The organism is Pseudomonas mandelii, assembly GCF_002251635.1.
Taxonomy (GTDB): Bacteria; Pseudomonadota; Gammaproteobacteria; order Pseudomonadales; family Pseudomonadaceae; genus Aquipseudomonas; species Aquipseudomonas mandelii_B.
This window is the reverse complement of record NZ_NMOJ01000156.1, coordinates 1-18,522: the sequence shown is the minus strand read 5'-3', so window position 1 is coordinate 18,522 and position 18,522 is coordinate 1. Positions and strand designations below refer to the sequence as shown.

15 protein-coding genes and 1 pseudogene are annotated in these 18,522 nt (G+C 59.0%); 12 read left to right on the top strand and 4 right to left on the bottom strand.

What is annotated here, in order from left to right:
* The first annotated feature begins 13 nt into the window (after window positions 1-13).
* Window positions 14-1,006: an alpha/beta hydrolase family protein gene (locus B7L09_RS20240; protein WP_094470354.1), complete on the top strand. Its 993-nt coding sequence runs from the start codon at window positions 14-16 to the stop codon at window positions 1,004-1,006.
* 136 nt (window positions 1,007-1,142) lie between these two features.
* On the opposite strand, the gene B7L09_RS20235 is transcribed toward B7L09_RS20240, so the two are convergent.
* Genes B7L09_RS20235 through B7L09_RS20225 form a run of 3 tightly spaced genes read right to left on the bottom strand, consistent with a single transcriptional unit; the run spans window position 1,143 to window position 3,599 of the window.
* Window positions 1,143-1,910 carry a TerB family tellurite resistance protein gene (locus B7L09_RS20235; protein WP_094470353.1) on the bottom strand — a complete coding sequence of 256 codons (768 nt, stop codon included), beginning with the start codon at window positions 1,908-1,910 and terminating at the stop codon, window positions 1,143-1,145.
* A 1-nt stretch (window position 1,911) separates the two neighbouring features.
* Window positions 1,912-2,583, bottom strand: a complete 672-nt coding sequence (murU, locus tag B7L09_RS20230; RefSeq protein WP_094470352.1) for an N-acetylmuramate alpha-1-phosphate uridylyltransferase MurU — start codon at window positions 2,581-2,583, stop codon at window positions 1,912-1,914.
* The gene (locus tag B7L09_RS20225) at window positions 2,580-3,599 is read right to left on the bottom strand and encodes an aminoglycoside phosphotransferase family protein (RefSeq protein WP_094470351.1); all 1,020 of its coding nucleotides are present in this window, start codon (window positions 3,597-3,599) and stop codon (window positions 2,580-2,582) included. Before B7L09_RS20225 ends, murU begins: the two co-directional genes overlap by 4 nt.
* Window positions 3,600-3,729: 130 nt before the next feature.
* Here B7L09_RS20225 and B7L09_RS20220 point away from each other — a divergent pair.
* The 11 genes and pseudogenes from B7L09_RS20220 (at window position 3,730) to B7L09_RS20170 (ending at window position 17,873) form a co-directional block, all read left to right on the top strand.
* Window positions 3,730-6,568, top strand: a pseudogene (locus tag B7L09_RS20220) (LPS-assembly protein LptD).
* Window positions 6,549-7,865: a peptidylprolyl isomerase SurA gene (gene surA, locus B7L09_RS20215; protein ID WP_094470363.1), complete on the top strand. Its 1,317-nt coding sequence runs from the start codon at window positions 6,549-6,551 to the stop codon at window positions 7,863-7,865. Before B7L09_RS20220 ends, surA begins: the two are co-directional and overlap by 20 nt.
* A complete protein-coding gene (pdxA, locus tag B7L09_RS20210; protein WP_094470350.1) occupies window positions 7,862-8,851 on the top strand; it encodes a 4-hydroxythreonine-4-phosphate dehydrogenase PdxA in 990 nt (329 codons plus the stop codon). The genes surA and pdxA overlap by 4 nt, the downstream gene beginning before the upstream one ends.
* On the top strand, window positions 8,848-9,666 hold the full coding sequence (rsmA, locus tag B7L09_RS20205; RefSeq protein WP_094470349.1) for a 16S rRNA (adenine(1518)-N(6)/adenine(1519)-N(6))-dimethyltransferase RsmA: 819 nt from the start codon (window positions 8,848-8,850) through the stop codon (window positions 9,664-9,666). Before pdxA ends, rsmA begins: the two co-directional genes overlap by 4 nt.
* A 123-nt stretch (window positions 9,667-9,789) precedes the next feature.
* Window positions 9,790-10,170, top strand: a complete 381-nt coding sequence (gene apaG, locus B7L09_RS20200; protein ID WP_094470348.1) for a Co2+/Mg2+ efflux facilitator ApaG/CorD — start codon at window positions 9,790-9,792, stop codon at window positions 10,168-10,170.
* Entirely contained in the window at window positions 10,170-11,051 is an 882-nt protein-coding gene (locus B7L09_RS20195; RefSeq protein WP_094470347.1) for a symmetrical bis(5'-nucleosyl)-tetraphosphatase, read from the top strand. Before apaG ends, B7L09_RS20195 begins: the two co-directional genes overlap by 1 nt.
* Before the next feature lie 33 nt (window positions 11,052-11,084).
* Window positions 11,085-11,414: a thiosulfate sulfurtransferase GlpE gene (glpE, locus tag B7L09_RS20190; protein WP_094470346.1), complete on the top strand. Its 330-nt coding sequence runs from the start codon at window positions 11,085-11,087 to the stop codon at window positions 11,412-11,414.
* 296 nt (window positions 11,415-11,710) lie between these two features.
* Window positions 11,711-13,633: a PrkA family serine protein kinase gene (locus B7L09_RS20185; protein ID WP_094470345.1), complete on the top strand. Its 1,923-nt coding sequence runs from the start codon at window positions 11,711-11,713 to the stop codon at window positions 13,631-13,633.
* 116 nt (window positions 13,634-13,749) lie between these two features.
* Window positions 13,750-15,021 carry a YeaH/YhbH family protein gene (locus B7L09_RS20180; protein ID WP_094470344.1) on the top strand — a complete coding sequence of 424 codons (1,272 nt, stop codon included), beginning with the start codon at window positions 13,750-13,752 and terminating at the stop codon, window positions 15,019-15,021.
* Window positions 15,018-16,580: a SpoVR family protein gene (locus tag B7L09_RS20175; RefSeq protein ID WP_094470343.1), complete on the top strand. Its 1,563-nt coding sequence runs from the start codon at window positions 15,018-15,020 to the stop codon at window positions 16,578-16,580. Before B7L09_RS20180 ends, B7L09_RS20175 begins: the two co-directional genes overlap by 4 nt.
* 63 nt (window positions 16,581-16,643) lie before the next feature.
* Window positions 16,644-17,873 (top strand): multifunctional CCA addition/repair protein, encoded by a 1,230-nt coding sequence (locus B7L09_RS20170; RefSeq protein WP_094470342.1) that lies wholly within the window; start codon window positions 16,644-16,646, stop codon window positions 17,871-17,873.
* Window positions 17,874-17,981: 108 nt separating this feature from the next.
* Here the strand turns inward: B7L09_RS20170 and folK are convergent, their stop codons facing one another.
* Window positions 17,982-18,500, bottom strand: coding sequence for a 2-amino-4-hydroxy-6-hydroxymethyldihydropteridine diphosphokinase (gene folK, locus B7L09_RS20165; protein WP_094470341.1), 519 nt, complete (start codon window positions 18,498-18,500; stop codon window positions 17,982-17,984).
* Between the last annotated feature and the right edge of the window lie 22 nt (window positions 18,501-18,522).

Sequence of the window (18,522 nt, the reverse complement as noted above, 5' to 3'; positions counted from 1 at the left end):
CCGGGAATTAACGATGCCCCCTGTCTACCGCCTGGCACTGCCAGCATTGTGCCTGTCGCTGATCCTGCCTTGCGCCTTTTCCGTCGAGGCCGCCGACCCGGCACCTGCCGCTGCGGAAAAATCCGCAGAAGAAAAACCGGTCGAACGCCAGCCACTGCTTGAGCGTAGTCAGGAAGAAGCGACGGCACTTGAGCGAAAAATCCCTGCGCAGGAACAGCAACAACTGCAAGCCGGCGCCGACACCTTTCTTGCGCTGTGGAAACCGGCCAACACCGCCGAGCCCAAAGGTGCGGTGATTATCATCCCGGGCGCCGGTGAAACCGTTGACTGGCCGCAAGCAATCGGTCCGTTGCGTAACAAATTGCCCGACGCGCAGTGGAGCAGCCTGAGTATCACCTTGCCCGACCTGCAAAGCGACGCCATTGCACCACGCGTCGTGGAAATGCCGCCAACGCTCAAGGCGCCGGAAACCGGCAGCAAGGACTCGACCACGGCAGCCCCCATCGAGCAAGCGGCCGGTGGTGAAGCGGAAGTTGCCGACAAGGCCATCGCCGAAACCACCGAGGAGCAGGCCAAGGCCGACGCCGAACGCATTTTTGCGCGCATTGATGCGGCCATTGCCTATGCCGAACAGCAAAGCGCTCGCAGCATTGTCGTGCTGGGTCATGGCACCGGCGCTTACTGGGCCGCACGTTATTTGAGCGAGAAGCAGCCGTCGCAAGTGGAAAAGTTTGTGATGGTCGCGGCACAGTCGCCAGCCGCGGCGAAACCCGAGCTGGTCGAACTGACGCCGACACTGAAGCTGCCGACGGCAGACATCTTCTATATGGATAAGCCGCTGGACCGCAGCGCAGCGCTGGCTCGGATGCAGGCCAGCAAGCGATTGAAGTCTTCGGCGTTCAGCCAGGTGTCGCTCAAAGCGTTGCCTGGTGATGCCAAGGCTGAGCAAGAGCAGCTGGTGCGCCGGGTGCGCGGGTGGTTGAATCCGCAGAAGGCGGCGGACTGATAGACCGCGTCGCCCCATTCGCGGCAAGCCACGCTCCCACAGGATTCGAGTCGTACGCAATATTGCTATCGACATAAACCTGTGGGAGCGGGCTTGCCCGCGAAGACGGAATCACTGACGACTCATTTCTTGCCTGCTAGCGAAAATCCCGCCGCTCACGAATCAACGTGTAGGCCGTGTGCAGTTCGCGGGTCTTGTCAGTCGCCTCACGCACCTGCAACGCCGTCGCACCGCTGCCGGCAATCTTGTCCGGGTGATGGCGACTGAGCAGGCGTCGATAGGCACGCTTGATTTGCGCCGGCTCGCTGGTCGCCGACACCCCCAACAGCTGTAAGGCCTCCTGATAAGTCAGGGTGCTGCTGACCTGCGGTCGCTTGTGCTGATCGTAGTCGGCCGCCAGCGCCAGTACTTGTTGCGGCGTCCAGCCCAGCCACTTGCCCCACTGGGCCAGCAATTCGCGTTCATTGTTACCGGCACGCCCATCGGCCCAAACCATACGCCAACAGGCGCGCAATACGCCTTCTGCGGCGTGGGGCTGAGCACTCAAGCGCCGCAGATACCCTCGCAACCGGTCACGGCCCGACTTGCCGCGATTGAACGCGGCAATGGCACGACGCTGCGCCGGTTCGGTCATTTCCAGCGCACGCATTTCCTGACGAGCCTGCTGGATGTGGCCATCCACCACGCGTCCATCGCTCTTGGCCAACCGCCCCAGCAACACGAACAACAGTTCATCGTTGCGCAGCATCGGACGACCGCCGAGCTTTTCACGCAAATGCCCCCAGCTTTGCAGGTGCAAACGTCGATCCAGCGCCTGTCCCAGCAAAGCACCGAGCATGGCCCCCGGAATGCTGGCTATGGCAAAGCCCGCTCCGGCTCCAATCAGAGTCCCTGGCCACAGCATCTCAGCGTCTCGCTTCTATCAGGGTTTCAACTTCAGCCAGGCGTTCGTGCGTGCCGACATCCACCCAGTGTCCGCTCAGGCGCTCGCCGGTGACCTGTCCATCGGCCATGGCCTTGCGCAGCAACGGTGCCAGCTTGAAGGCGCCGGCCGAGCAACCGTCGAACAGTTGCGGATGCAGCACGGCAATGCCGCTGTAGGTCAGGGTGTCGGCGTCGGGCTGACCGTCGCGCACTTGCCCGTCGACCAGAGTGAAATCGCCGGTCGGGTGATGGGCCGGATTATCCGCCAGCACCAGGTGCGCCAACCCGGCGATGGGTTGATGCAGCACGCTGAAGTCGTAGTCAGTCCAGATGTCACCATTGACCACCAGGAATGCGTCATCGCCCAGCAGAGGCAACGCGCGGAAGATACCGCCGCCGGTCTCCAGTGGCTCCCCTTCCGGTGAGTATTGAATACGCAGGCCGTATTGCGAGCCGTCCCCCAAGTAGTTTTCGATCTGCTGACCGAGCCAGGCGTGGTTGATCACGATCTCGGTAAACCCGGCGATTGCCAGGGCTTTCAAGTGGTATTCGATCAGAGGCACGCCGCCGGCACGAACCAGCGGTTTGGGTGTGGTCAGGGTCAGCGGGCGCATGCGCTCGCCTTTGCCCGCGGCCAGAATCATCGCCTTCATGCAGGAGCTCCAGCACGCAGGCTCAGCAGCAACACATCCAACTCAGCCAGCTCAGGACGGCGGGCGATCACCGCGTCTATATAAGCAAAGAAACGCGGCACATCGGCCAGGTAGCGCGGCTTGCCGTCGCGATGGCAGATACGGGCGAAAATACCAATCACTTTCAGGTGACGCTGCACGCCCATCAGGTCGCTGGCCCGCAGGAAATCTTCGAAATCAGGCTGCACGGGAATGCCGAGCGCACCCGCTTGCTGCCAGTAATTTTCCAGCCAGGCGTGCACACGCTCCTCGGGCCAACTGAGGAAGGCGTCCTTGAACAGGCAGGTGATGTCGTAGGTCACCGGGCCGTAGACCGCGTCCTGGAAATCCAGCACGCCAGGGTTCGGCACGCTGATCATCAGGTTGCGTGGCATATAGTCGCGATGCACCAGCACTTTGGGCTGGGCCAGGGCGCTGTCGATCAGCAGCTCAGTCACGTTCTGCCAGAGCATTTGCTGTGCGGAGTCGAACTCGATGCCCAGCTCGCGTTTCACGTACCACTCGGGGAACAGTTCCAGCTCGCGGCGCAGCAAGGCCACGTCATAACTCGGCAACGGCGCGACCATTGGCAATTGCTGGAAAGCCAACAATGCTTGCAGGGCATCCTCGAACAAATCGTCGGCATTTTCGCTGTCGATCACGTCCAGATAAGTTTTTCTGCCCAGGTCATTGAGCAAAAGAAAGCCGCGAGGCAAATCTTCTGCATAAATTTTTGGCACATTAATTCCCGATTTCGCGAGCAAATCAGCGATATCGACGAAAGGTTTGCAGTTTTCCTGGGGGGGCGGCGCGTCCATGACGACGAACGTTCGACCGCCACCCTCCCAACGGAAGTAACGCCTGAAACTCGCGTCGCTGCTGGCCGCGGTCAATGTGGCCGGTGGTACGACACCCCAATCCTGAGCGTTGAAAAGGATCGGCAACTGCTCATCCAGCCATACTTTCAGCTGTTGTAAACGTAGATCTTGCTCGGGCATTACAAGGGTCTCCGACGGCGCTAGCCGTCAAGCGGGTCATGCTTTATTATCACGCATCTTTTTCAGACCATCGAGAGGCGTGCGGCCCAAACCGCGGGCAGATGGCACGCAGGAAGCCCGGACTAATAAGATGGCATTGAAATCCCCCGCGTTTCGTAGAAAATTTCCGTTGCTGGTAACCGGCAGTCTGCTGGCCATGCAACCTTTCGCCACCTCATTCGTGGTCGCCGCGGAACAGTATGACTGCTCAGTCTCTGCTTCGGGTGCCTGGGATTGCGCGCCAAAAGCGCCAGCGGCGGCATTGCCTCCGCGTCCCGTCCATGACGGCAGCGCAGTTTCCGCCACCGGCGAACCTGCGTCCGAAAGTGGCACCAGTGAAGACACTGGCGCCAAGCCTGTGCTGGTTACCGAGTCCAAAGGCCGCGGCCTGAAGTCGCGTAGTGCAGACTACAGTCACCTCGACTGGGTTCCGCGCGAGAACCTCACGGCAGCGCAACTGGCAGAGACCGGTCCTTACTGCTCTGGTTCCTATATCGAACCGATTCGTCCTGGCATGAATGACAAGACGAATAAAAGTGACGCCCCGACCTTTATCGGCGCCAAGGCCTCTCGCTATAAGCAGGAACAGCAAGTCGCGACCCTGGCCGGTGACGTCGTCATGCGCCAGGGCAGCATGCAGCTGGAGGCTCAGGAAGCCAGCCTGTATCAGGCCGAGAACCGTGGCGAGTTGAACGGCAACGTTCGTCTGCGCGACAACGGTGCCCTGATCGTGGGCGACCACGCAGAGGTCCAGCTCGACACGGGTGAAGCCAAGGTCGATAACGCCGAATACGTGATGCACAAGTCGCGCATCCGCGGTAACGCGCTGTACGCCAAACGTGCCGAAAACGCGATCATCCGCCTCAAGGATGGTACGTACACCACGTGCGAACCGGACAGCAACGCCTGGCAGATCAAGGGCAACAACATCACGTTGAACCCGGCCACCGGTTTCGGTACGGCGACCAACGCGACGTTGCGGATCAAGAACATCCCGATCCTGTACACCCCGTACATCTATTTCCCGATCGACGACCGTCGTCAATCCGGCTTCCTGCCGCCGACTATCGGCACGGGCAGCGATACCGGCTTCATGCTGGTGACACCGTACTACTTCAACCTGGCGCCGAATTACGATGCCACGTTGTATCCGCGTTACATGACCAAACGCGGCTTGATGATGGAAGGCGAATTCCGCTACCTCACCAAGACCAGCGAAGGTCAGTTTGGCGGCGCGTACCTGAACGACGANGACACCGATCGCAGCAAGCAGACCGACTACCAGAAAAACCGCTACATGTATAACTGGCAGCACAAGGGTGGTCTGGATTCGCGTGTTCTCACACAGGTCGATTACACCAAGATCAGTGATCCGTATTATTTCCAGGATCTGCAGACTGACCAGATTGGTGTGAAAAGCGCTGATTTCGTTAACCAGCAGGGTTCTGTCACCTATCGTGGCGACAGCTACACCGCACGCTTGAACGCCCAGGCTTACCAGCTGGCGACCGTTTCAAATATCACGCCGTATGATCGTTTGCCGCAGATCACCTTTGACGGTGCGCTGCCGGTACATCCGGGCGGCCTGGATTTCTCTTACCAAACCGAATTGGTGCGCTTTGATCGTGACCTGAAAAACGGCACCTTCACCGATGAAGACGGCAATGTGGAAGACCGTCTGGACACTAACGTTCAAGGTCTGGCTCGCGCCAATTGGCGNNNNCTTGGCCCGGGCTACCGGCAATCGTCTGAACGTAGAGCCAACCGTCAGCCTGCCACTGGACTGGACTTATGGTTTCCTGAAGCCATCGCTCAAGTACCAGTACACCCAGTACCAACTTGATCTGGACAGTATCGGCAAAAACCAGATCGTGGCTCAAAATCAAGCCGCAGCTGCAACCGGGACCGAAAACATCAACGGTCAATTCGGCAGCAACCAGAGCCGTGGCGTTCCAATCGCAAGTATTGACAGTGGTCTGTATTTCGACCGCAATACCCAATGGTTCGGCGAAAACTATCGCCAGACCCTTGAACCGCGCATGTTCTATCTCTACGTCCCAGAGACGGACCAGAAAGACATTCCGGTGTTCGACACCAGCGAAAACACGTTCAGCTACTCCTCGCTGTTCCGTGACAACCGGTTCTCGGGCTCTGACCGTGTCGGCGATGAGAACAAGCTGTCGCTGGGCGTGACCAACCGCTGGATCGAAGACGACGGTTTCGAACGTCAACGGATAAGTGTAGGCCAAGCCTTGTACTTCAAGGACCGCGAAGTCCAGTTGCCGGGTATCGATGCAAAAACCCGCGAAGACGCTCATTCCAACGTTTCACCCTATGCGCTGGAATACGAGTACCGCTGGAACCGCGATTGGCGCACCACGGCCGACTACAACTGGGACCCGGACAGCCGCANCCCACGTTCCGGCAGCGCAATGTTCCACTACCAGCCGGAAGACAACCCGAACAAGGTTGTTAACCTCGGTTATCGCTATCGCAATGACCAGGTCCGTTACGACCAGACCACCGGTAAATGGTCCGTCGGCGGCGGTGACTATGGCACCCCGGGGACTCCAGGCTTCGTGAAGGATTACTACAAAATCCAGCAACACGACTTCTCGATGATGTGGCCGATCATTCCCCAGTGGAACCTGATCACCCGCTGGCAGTATGACTATGCCCGCAACCGCACCCTGGAAGCCTTCGGTGGTTTCGAATACGACAACTGCTGCTGGAAACTGCGTGTGATCAACCGTTACTGGGTTTCCAACGACGAATTCAGTCAAGAAGCCCCGCTGAACGAAAAGGGTGACCACGGCNTCTTCCTACAAATCGTTCTGAAAGGTCTCGGCGGCCTGACCGGCGCCAAGGTAGAGAGCTTCCTCGACAAAGGCATTGAAGGTTATCGTGAACGTGAAGACCAAGCTTTCTGATTGCGTGCGCCCGCTGGTGCTGGGCGCGCTGTTCCTGGGNGCNGCGGCGNACGCTGCGGTTCAACAGCTGGACAAAGTTGTGGCCATTGTCGATAACGACGTGATCATGCAGAGCCAACTCGACCAACGGGTCAAGGAAGTTCAGCAAACCATCGCCAAGCGCGGTNGNGGCGTACCACCGGCCAGCGTGCTCGATCCACAGGTGCTGGAGCGCCTGATCGTCGAAAACCTGCAACTGCAGATCGGCGATCGTTCCGGCATCCGTATTTCGGATGAAGAACTGAACCAGGCAGTAGGCACCATCGCTCAGCGCAATAACATGTCGATTGATCAGTTCCGNGCTGCCCTGAGTCGCGATGGCCTCTCTTACGAGGACGCCCGTGACCAGATCAAGCGTGAAATGATCATCAGCCGTGTGCGTCAGCGCCGTGTGGCCGAGCGTATCCAGGTGTCTGAACAGGAAGTGAAGAATTTCCTCGCTTCCGACCTCGGCAAGATGCAATTGTCCGAAGAATTCCGTCTGGCCAACATCCTGATTCCTACACCGGAAAGCGCCAACTCCGATGCGATTCAGAGTGCTGCCAAGCAAGCGGACGCGGTTTACCAGCAACTCAAGCAAGGCGCTGACTTCGGTCAGTTGGCAATCGCCAAATCCGCCAGCGAAACCGCACTGGAAGGCGGCGATATGGGCTGGCGTAAAGCCGCTCAATTGCCACCTCCGTTCGATCGCATGCTGAGTACCATGACGGTGGGCGACATTACCCAGCCTATGCGCACGCCGGGCGGCTTCATCATCCTGAAGATCCTCGACAAGCGTGGCGGTGAAACCCAGACGCGTGACGAAGTGCACGTGCGTCATATCCTGGTCAAACCTAGCCCGATTCGCGACGAAGCAAAAACCAAGGCCCTGGCCGAATCGCTCTATACCCGAATCGAAGCGGGTGAAGATTTCGGCGAACTGGCGAAAAGCTTCTCGGAAGACCCGGGTTCCGCCCTCAACGGTGGCGACCTGAACTGGATCGACCCGAAAGCGCTGGTGCCGGAGTTCCAGGACGTTATGGCCAAGACCCCNCAAGGTCAGCTGTCCAAGCCGTTCCAGACTCAATACGGCTGGCACGTCCTGGAAGTCCTTGGCCGCCGCGCCACCGACAGCACTACCCAGGCCCGCGAGCAACAAGCCCTGAGCGTATTGCGTAACCGCAAATACGACGAAGAGCTGCAAACCTGGCTGCGTCAGATCCGTGACGAAGCTTACGTAGAGATCAAACTTCCTGGTGCAGACCAGGCAGCGCAGTGAAACCCAAGCGTTTCGCGCTGACACCCGGCGAACCGGCCGGCATAGGTCCCGACCTGTGCCTGCTGCTTGCCTCGCAACCCCAGCCACACCCCCTGATTGCCATAACCAGCCGCGACCTGCTCCTTGAGCGGGCCGCGCAGCTGGGCGTGGTTGTCGATCTGCTCCCGGTAATGCCAGACAGCTGGCCGGATGTTCCGGCACCCGCCAACAGCCTGTATGTCTGGGATACCCCGCTCAACGCACCGGTCACCGCCGGAAAACTGGACAAGGCCAATGCGGCGTTTGTNCTGGAAACCCTGACCCGTGCCGGCCAAGGCTGTATCGACGGCGACTTCGCGGGCATGATCACCGCCCCTGTGCACAAGGGCGTCATCAACGAATCCGGGATTGCCTTCTCGGGGCACACCGAATTTCTCGCGGACCTGACCCACACTGCGCAAGTGGTGATGATGCTTGCCACCCGTGGCTTGCGCGTGGCGCTGGTGACCACTCACCTGCCCCTGCGGGAGATTGCCGATGCAATCACGCCGGAGCGGCTGGAACGGGTCACACGCATTCTGCACACGGACTTGCAACAAAAGTTCGGCATCGCCCAGCCACGCATCCTGGTCTGCGGGCTTAACCCGCACGCCGGTGAAGGCGGCCATTTGGGCCATGAAGAAATCGACATCATTGAACCGACATTAGAGCGTCTGCGCCAAGAAGGCATGGACCTGCGTGGCCCACTGCCTGCGGACACTCTGTTTACCCCCAAATATCTGGAGCACTGCGACGCAGTGCTGGCGATGTACCATGACCAGGGGCTGCCCGTGCTGAAATACAAAGGCTTCGGCGCGGCAGTCAACGTGACCCTGGGCTTGCCGATCATCCGCACATCGGTCGACCACGGCACCGCCCTGGATCTGGCCGGCAGCGGCAAAATCGACACCGGCAGCCTGCAAGTCGCCCTGGAAACCGCCTATCAGATGGCCGAGACCCGTATATGACCGAGCATTACCAACACCGGGCGCGCAAGCGCTTCGGGCAGAACTTCCTGCACGACGCCGGCGTGATCGACCGCATCCTGCGCTCCATCCATGCCAAACCTGAAGACCGCCTGCTGGAAATCGGCCCGGGCCAGGGCGCACTGACCCAAGGCCTGCTGGCCAGTGGCGGTCAACTGGACGTGGTTGAACTGGACAAGGACCTGATCCCGATCCTCAACCAGCAGTTCGCAGGCAAGTCCAACTTCAACCTGCACCAGGGCGACGCGCTGAAGTTCGACTTCAACAGCCTNAACGCAGCGCCGGGCAGCCTTCGGGTCGTCGGCAACCTGCCGTACAACATCTCNACGCCGCTGATTTTTCACNTGCTGAACAACGCCGGGATCATTCGCGACATGCACTTCATGCTGCAAAAAGAAGTGGTTGAGCGCTTGGCGGCGGGGCCTGGTGGTGGTGATTGGGGCCGTCTGTCGATCATGGTTCAATACCATTGCCGTGTGGAACACCTGTTCAATGTTGGCCCCGGCGCGTTTAATCCGCCGCCGAAGGTCGACTCGGCCATCGTGCGCCTGGTGCCTCACGCCGTACTGCCGCACCCGGCCAAGGACCACAAGCTACTGGAGCGGGTGGTGCGCGAAGCGTTCAACCAGCGCCGCAAGACCCTGCGCAACACGCTCAAGGCGCTGCTGAGCAACGCTGAGATCGAAGCCGCCGGCGTCGATGGCAGCCTTCGTCCGGAGCAGCTTGACCTTGCCGCGTTCGTGCGCCTGGCCGACAAGCTCAGCGAACAAGTCCTGCCCACCCCCGCCGTCGACTGACAACCGACGAGCGTTATCGGGTAGGACACCAGCGCCCATGTCTGGTTTACTACCCGATACTTGGCCTAGACTGAGTTCCATCAGCTACGCCCCGCGTCCCGCTTCGCTTTTAAGGCCTCTTGCATGTCCGATCCTCGTTATCAGGTCGACGTCAGCGTCGTCACCCGCTTCCTCGCGGACCAATCTCAACCCGAACATAACCGTTTCGCCTTTGCCTACACCATCACGGTGAAGAACAACGGCGAGTTACCGGCCAAGTTGCTGTCACGGCACTGGGTCATCACCGATGGCGACGGGCATGTCGAAGAGGTCAAAGGCGCGGGTGTCGTGGGCTTGCAGCCACTGATCCAGTCCGGTGAAAACCACACCTACAGCAGCGGCACGGTCATGACCTCCAAAGTCGGCACCATGCAGGGCTCGTATCAGATGAAAGCCACCGACGGCAAACTGTTCGACGCCATCATCGCGCCCTTCCGCCTCGCCGTGCCTGGAGCCCTGCACTGATGGCGACGTACGCGGTCGGCGACCTTCAAGGCTGCCTTGAGCCGCTGCAATGCCTGCTCGAACAAGTCGCTTTCGACCCTGAAAAGGATCGTCTGTGGCTAGTGGGCGATCTGGTCAACCGCGGCCCGCAGTCGCTGGCAACTTTGCGTTTCCTCTACAGCATTCGCGAATCGCTGGTGTGNGTACTGGGCAACCATGATCTGCACTTGCTGGCGGCCGGCAATAACATCGAACGCCTGAAAAAGAGCGACACCCTGCGCGAAATCCTTGAAGCACCGGATCGCGCGCAACTGCTGGATTGGCTGCGTCGACAAAAGCTCATGCACTACGACGAACAGCGCAACATTGCCCTTGTCCATGCAGGCATCCCGCCCCAGTGGTCGCTGCGCAAAGCCTTGAAATGCGCCGCCGAAGTTGAAGAAGCCCTGCGCGACGACAACCGCTTCCCGGCCTACCTTGACGGCATGTACGGCAACGATCCGGTGAAATGGGACAGCGACCTCAAAGGCGTAACCCGCCTGCGCGTGATCACCAACTATTTCACCCGCATGCGTTTTTGTACCAGCGAGGGCAAACTCGACCTCAAGGGCAAGGAAGGCATCGACACCGCACCGCCGGGCTATGCGCCGTGGTTCAAGCACAAAGAGCGCAAGACCAAGGGCGTGAAGATCATCTTCGGCCATTGGGCGGCGCTCGAAGGCCGGTGTGACGAGCCAGACGTCTTCGCGCTCGACACCGGGTGTGTCTGGGGTGGCTCCATGACCCTGATGAACGTAGACACCGGTGAACGCCTGCTGTGCAAATGCGACGAACATGGCCACACACTACCGCCAGTCGCCCCCATCATTCCCGAACAAACGTCAGCCAGCGCCCAGCGCTAGACTGCGCTTTCAGCCGAGCCACAGGAGCCCGCCATGAGCGAATTCAAACGCATCCCACCAGAACAGGCACAGGCCCTGCGCGAACAAGGCGCAGTGGTGGTCGATGTTCGTGACCCTCAAACCTATGCCGCGCTGCACATCGCCGGCTCGAAGCATCTCGACAACGTTTCCATCTCGGACTTCATCCGTGCCGCCGACCTTGATGCGCCTACGGTAGTGGTCTGCTACCACGGAAATTCCAGCCAGAGCGCGGCCGCCTACCTGATCAGCCAGGGCTTCTCCGATGTCTATAGCCTGGACGGTGGCTTTGAGCTGTGGCGNACGACTTATCCTGCGGAAACAGCGCAAGGGACCTCCGAATAATTTTTTTGTAACGTGCAAGCCCCGGCCACCGCGGGCTCGCACGGTGGCAGACGAACGGTCTGCCACACATAATTACGTATCTCGCCTTTACCTCCCGAATTAGCAACTATCCTTAAGCGCAGGCCATCCAAAACAGGGGAGAGCCGGTACACCGGCGCGCGGGTCATCGGGAGTAGCTTTCGGGGCAGTCAGCTTCGAAAGAGTTCTGGGGGGTAAACAGCGACTGCATATCCGGTTGCTGCCAGCATCGACTGAATGATCCGGCGTCGGCTCCACGTATCGAGCGAGGTGACGTCATGAGTATCTTTAGCCACTTCCAACAACGCTTCGCGTCCACACAGCAGGAAGAGCTCNCGCTGCAAGAGTATCTGGAGCTGTGCAAAAGCGACCGCAGCGCCTACGCCTTCGCCGCCGAGCGTCTGTTACTGGCCATCGGTGAACCGGAGCTTCTCGACACCTCGGCCAACTCGAGGCTGTCGCGGATCTTCTCCAACAAGGTGATCCGCCGCTATCCGGCCTTTGAAGACTTCCATGGTATGGAAGAATGCATCGACCAGATCGTCTCCTACTTCCGCCATGCCGCCCAAGGCCTGGAAGAGAAGAAACAGATCCTTTACCTGCTCGGCCCCGTCGGCGGCGGCAAGTCGTCCCTGGCTGAAAAACTCAAACAACTGATCGAGAAGGTGCCCTTCTACGCGATCAAGGGCTCACCGGTATTCGAGTCGCCACTGGGCCTGTTCAACGCCACGGAAGATGGCGCGATCCTCGAAGAGGACTTCGGCATTCCGCGCCGCTACCTCAATACCATCATGTCGCCCTGGGCCACCAAGCGCCTGGCCGAATTTGGCGGTGATATCAGCCAGTTCCGCGTGGTGAAACTCTACCCGTCGATCCTCAACCAGATCGCGGTGGCCAAAACCGAACCGGGCGATGAAAACAACCAGGACATCTCGGCGCTGGTGGGCAAGGTCGATATCCGCAAACTGGAGGAATACCCACAGAACGACGCCGACGCCTACAGCTATTCGGGCGCACTGTGCCGGGCCAACCAGGGCCTGATGGAGTTCGTGGAGATGTTCAAGGCGCCGATCAAGGTGCTGCACCCACTCCTGACCGCAACCCAGGAAGGCAACTACAACAGTACCGAAGGTCTGGGCGCGATTCCGTTCACCGGGATCCTGCTGGCCCACTCCAACGAATCGGAATGGCATACCTTCCGCAACAACAAGAACAACGAAGCCTTCATCGACCGGATCTACATCGTCAAGGTGCCGTACTGCCTGCGGGTCAGCGACGAGATCAAGATTTACGACAAGCTGCTGTTCAACAGTTCTCTGGCCAAGGCTCACTGCGCGCCCGACACCCTGAAAATGCTTGCCCAGTTCACCGTGCTCTCACGCCTCAAGGAGCCGGAAAACTCCAACATCTATTCCAAGATGCGCGTGTATGACGGCGAGAATCTCAAAGATACCGATCCCAAGGCCAAGTCGATCCAGGAATATCGCGACAACGCCGGCGTGGATGANGGCATGAACGGTCTNTCCACCCGGTTTGCGTTCAAGATCCTGTCCAAGGTTTTCAACTTTGATCCACACGAAATCGCCGCCAACCCGGTGCACCTGCTCTATGTACTGGAACAGCAGATCGAACAGGAACAATTCCAGGCCGAGACCCGCGAACGCTATCTGCGCTTCCTCAAGGAGTACCTGGCACCGCGTTATATCGAATTCATCGGCAAGGAGATCCAGACCGCGTACCTGGAGTCCTACAGCGAGTACGGCCAGAACATTTTCGACCGCTACGTGCTGTACGCAGACTTCTGGATTCAGGACCAGGAATACCGCGACCCGGAAACCGGCGAAATCCTCAACCGCGTAGCCCTCAACGAGGAGCTGGAAAAGATCGAGAAACCAGCCGGCATCAGCAATCCGAAGGATTTCCGCAACGAAATCGTCAACTTCGTGCTGCGCGCCCGGGCCAACAACAACGGCAAGAACCCTACCTGGCTCAGCTACGAGAAGCTGCGGGTGGTTATCGAGAAGAAAATGTTCTCCAACACCGAGGATCTGCTGCCGGTCATCAGCTTCAACGCCAAGGCCAGCAAGGAGGACCAGCAAAAACACAACGACTTCGTTACACGAATGGTTGAGCGTGGCTACACCGACAAACAGGTACGGCTGCTCTCCGAGTGGTATCTGCGGGTTCGCAAATCGCAGTGAAATAGCGACAAGCTTCTAGCGACAAGCTGCAAGATAAAGGCGAGTGAGCCGTCATATTGGGCGCACACTCCTCTTGCAGCTTGTAGCTTACGACTTGAAGCTCCCCGGAGGGGCCTATGAGCTATGTGATCGACCGACGCCTTAATGGCAAGAACAAGAGCACGGTAAACCGCCAGCGTTTCCTGCGGCGTTATCGTGATCACATCAAGAAGGCCGTCGAAGAGGCGGTCAGTCGGCGTTCCATTACCGATATGGAACACGGCGAACAGATCAGCATTCCCGGACGGGACATCGACGAACCGGTGCTGCACCATGGCCGGGGCGGCAAGCAGACCGTCGTGCACCCCGGCAACAAGGAGTTCACCACCGGCGAACATATTGCCCGTCCGCCAGGCGGTGGTGGTGGCAGAGGCCCGGGCAAGGCTGGTAATTCGGGCGAAGGCATGGATGAGTTCGTGTTCCAGATTACCCAGGAAGAATTCCTCGAATTCATGTTCGAGGACCTGGAGCTGCCCAACCTGGTCAAACGCAACCTGACCGGCACCGATACGTTCAAGACCGTGCGCGCCGGGATAAGCAACGAGGGCAATCCGTCCCGGATCAACATCATCCGCACCCTGCGCTCGGCCCATGCCCGGCGAATCGCCCTGTCTGGCAGCAGCCGGGCAAAGTTACGGGAAGCCAAGGAGGAACTGCTGCGACTCAAGCGGGATGAGCCGGATAACTTCGGTGATATTCAGGAAATCGAGGCCGAAATCGAAAAACTCAGCGCGCGCATTCACCGCGTGCCGTTTCTCGATACCTTTGACCTGAAATACAACCTGCTGGTGAAGCAACCCAACCCCAGCTCCAAGGCGGTCATGTTCTGCCTGATGGACGTGTCCGGCTCCATGACCCAGGCCACCAAGGACATCGCCAAGCGCTTCTTCATCCTGCTGTACCTGTTTCTGAAGCGGAACTACGACAAGATCGACGTGGTGTTCATCCGCCACCACACCAGCGCCCGGGAAGTGGACGANGAAGAGTTCTTTTACTCGCGGGAAACCGGCGGCACCATCGTGTCCAGCGCCTTGAAGCTGATGCAGGAGATCATGGCCGAGCGTTATCCGAGCAANGAGTGGAATATCTACGCCGCCCAGGCTTCCGACGGCGACAACTGGAATGATGATTCGCCCATCTGCCGCGACATCCTGATCAACCAGATCATGCCGTTTGTGCAGTACTACACGTACGTCGAAATTACCCCCCGTGAGCACCAGGCCCTGTGGTTCGAATACGAGCGCATCGGCGAAGCCTTTGCCGATACCTTCGCCCAGCAGCAACTGGTCTCGGCCGGCGATATCTACCCGGTCTTCCGTGAACTCTTCCAGCGCAGGTTAGTGACATGACGGCCAAAGCGCATAAGCGCCAACCCATTTCCACCGGGTCCGAGTGGACCTTTGAACTGATCCAGGCCTATGACCGGGAAATCAGCCGTATCGCGGCGGGTTATGCCCTGGACACTTACCCTAACCAGATCGAAGTCATCACCGCCGAACAGATGATGGATGCGTATGCGTCAGTCGGCATGCCCTTGGGCTATCACCACTGGTCCTATGGCAAGCACTTCCTCAGCACCGAAAAGTCCTACACCCGCGGCCAGATGGGCCTGGCCTACGAGATCGTCATCAACTCCGACCCATGCATCGCCTATCTGATGGAGGAAAACACCATCTGCATGCAGGCGTTGGTGGTGGCCCATGCATGCTACGGGCACAACAGTTTCTTCAAAGGCAATTACCTGTTCCGCACCTGGACCGATGCCAGCTCGATCATCGATTATCTGGTGTTCGCCAAGCAGTACATCATGCAGTGCGAGGAGCGTCATGGCATCGACGCGGTGGAGGACTTGCTCGATTCCTGCCACGCCCTGATGAACTATGGGGTAGATCGCTACAAACGTCCNTATCCGATCTCGGCTGAAGAAGAGCGCCGTCGGCAAAAAGATCGGGAAGAGCATTTGCAGAAGCAGATCAACGATCTGTGGCGGACCATTCCAAAAGGCGCGGACAAGTACAGCGACAAGGACAATGCGCGCTTCCCTGCCGAACCTCAGGAAAACATCCTCTATTTCCTGGAAAAACACGCGCCACTGCTGGAGCCGTGGCAGCGGGAAATCGTGCGCATCGTGCGCAAGATCGCCCAGTACTTTTATCCACAGCGCCAGACCCAGGTGATGAACGAAGGTTGGGCCACGTTCTGGCACTACACCTTGATGAATGACCTGTACGACGAAGGTCTCGTCACCGACGGCTTCATGATGGAGTTTCTAACGTCCCACACCAGCGTGGTCTACCAGCCCGGCTTCGACAGCCCCTACTACAACGGCATCAACCCCTACACCTTGGGTTTTGCCATGTACCGGGACATCCGCCGCATGTGTGAACATCCGACAGAAGAGGATTACCGCTGGTTCCCTGAAATCGCCGGCAGCGATTGGCTGTCGACCATCAAGTTCGCCATGAGCAGCTTCAAGGATGAGAGCTTCATCCTGCAGTACCTGTCACCCCAGGTGATTCGCGACCTGAAGTTGTTCAGCATNCTCGATGACGACCAAAAGGACGATCTGCTGGTCCCGGCCATTCACGATGAAGGCGGCTACCGCACCATTCGCGAAACCCTGGCCGCGCAGTACAACCTCGGTAATCGCGAGCCCAATATTCAGATCTACAGCATCGACCGGCGCGGTGACCGCTCGCTGACCCTGCGTCATCAGCAGCACGACCGCAAACCCTTGGGCGAATCCACCGAGGAGGTGCTCAAGCACCTGCATCGGTTATGGGGCTTCGACATTCACCTGGAAACGCTGCAAGGCGACCAGGTCATGAAAGTTCACCATGTCCCGCCCAGAAGCGAGCACAGCGAGGGGGATTACGGCCGGCTGGACTTGGCCGTCATTCATCTTTGACACTGTTTCTGCCTCCGGAAGTTCGACGCAAAGGTTATTCTGTCGAGCTAACGGAGGTTTTTTATGCGGATTTATAAAGTCGGCGGTGCGGTACGCGATCGCCTGCTGGGCAAGCCTGTCACCGATATCGACTGGGTCGTGGTCGGCGCAACCACTGAAGAAATGCTCGCCAAGGGCTACAANCCGGTGGGCGCTGACTTCCCGGTATTTCTTCACCCCAAGAGCGGTGAGGAATACGCCCTCGCCCGTACCGAACGCAAAAGCGGACGGGGTTACGGCGGCTTCACCTTTCACGCCAGCCCCGAAGTCACCCTCGAAGAAGACCTGATCCGTCGCGACCTGACAATCAACGCCATGGCCGAAGACGATCAGCAGAATCTGACCGACCCTTATCACGGCCAGCGCGATCTCGAAGCTCGAGTGCTTCGTCACGTTTCCCCCGCGTTCGCCGAAGATCCGCTCCGGGTTCTGCGCGTTGCCCGCTTCGCAGCCCGTTACTCCGGACTGGGTTTCACCGTCGCGCCTGAAACAGTGGAGCTGATGCGCCAACTCAGCGAATCAGGTGAACTGGAGGCTTTGACGGCGGAACGCAGCTGGAAAGAGATTTCCCGTGCGCTGATGGAAGATCAGCCGCAAGTCTTCATTGAAGTGCTTCGTGAGTGTGGTGCGCTCAAGGTGTTGATGCCGGAAGTCGATGCGCTGTTCGGCGTGCCACAACCGGAAGCCCATCACCCTGAGATCGACACGGGCGTGCACACCCTGAGCGTGCTTGAGCAAGCGGCGCTGCATAAACAACCGCTGACCGTGCGCTGGGCATGCCTGCTGCATGATCTGGGCAAAGGGCTGACACCCGAGGAAGAATGGCCACGCCATATTGCCCATGAGCACACGGGCCTGAAGCTGATCAAAGCGGTCAACGAACGCTTCAAGGTGCCGAAGGATTGTCAGGAATTGGCCCTGCTTGTCGGCCAATATCACACCCACGGCCATCGCGCGCTGGAGCTGAAAGCGTCGACATTGCTGGAATTGCTGCAGAGTTTTGACGTTTATCGTCGGCCGCAGCGGTTTGAAGAGTTCATTGCAGCATGCGAGATGGACGCCCGTGGCCGCAAAGGGCTGGAGCAGAGAAGTTATCCCCAGGCGGATTATTTACGCGGGGCGGCGACCGCGGCACGGAGCGTGGCGGTACAGCCGTTGCTGGAGAAGGGATTCAAGGGGCCGGAGCTGGGTGAGGCTATCAAGCGTGAGCGACTCAAAGCGCTGAAGGCCTACAAAGAGGCGGCGTCTGCCTGAAAAGCTTCGCGGGCAAGCCTCGCTCCTACAAGGTCCAGGTCGTTTGCGATGGGGCGAACGACGCAAAACTTGTAGGAGCGAGGCTTGCCCCCGAACGCGTCATCCGCCTCACAACAAATTCGAAGGCGTCAGCTGCTCACCGCGCCACTCGAAAGCCACCGGCGCCAACACCTGATCAATCTGCGCATCGCGCCACAACGCAGCAAAGCTCTTGCCTACGCCCGGATGCACTCTGTCCGGCGCAATCAGCGACAACGGCCACAGCACAAAGGCGTTTTTCAGGATCTCTGCCCGCGGCAGGATCAAGCCATCAAAATTTCCCACCAGCTCGCCGTACAGCAGTACGTCGATATCCAGCGGCAAACCCTTGCGGTCCGGCGCATAACGGCCGTTGTCGGCCTCGATGAATTTCAACCGGCGATCCAGCTCCATCAGCGGCAGGTCGGTGTAGGCCGAGACCACCAGATTGAAGAATGGCCCGCTTTTGATCCCCACCGGCTGGCTTTCGAACACCGCCGAACAGCGTATATCCACCAGGAAACCTGCCAAGGCTTCCAGGCCCGCCTGCAAATGGGTTTCGCGCTCGATATTGCTGCCAAGGCCCAGGTAAATCTGAGTTAGCGACATCCGCGCTCGATCTCCACGCCCA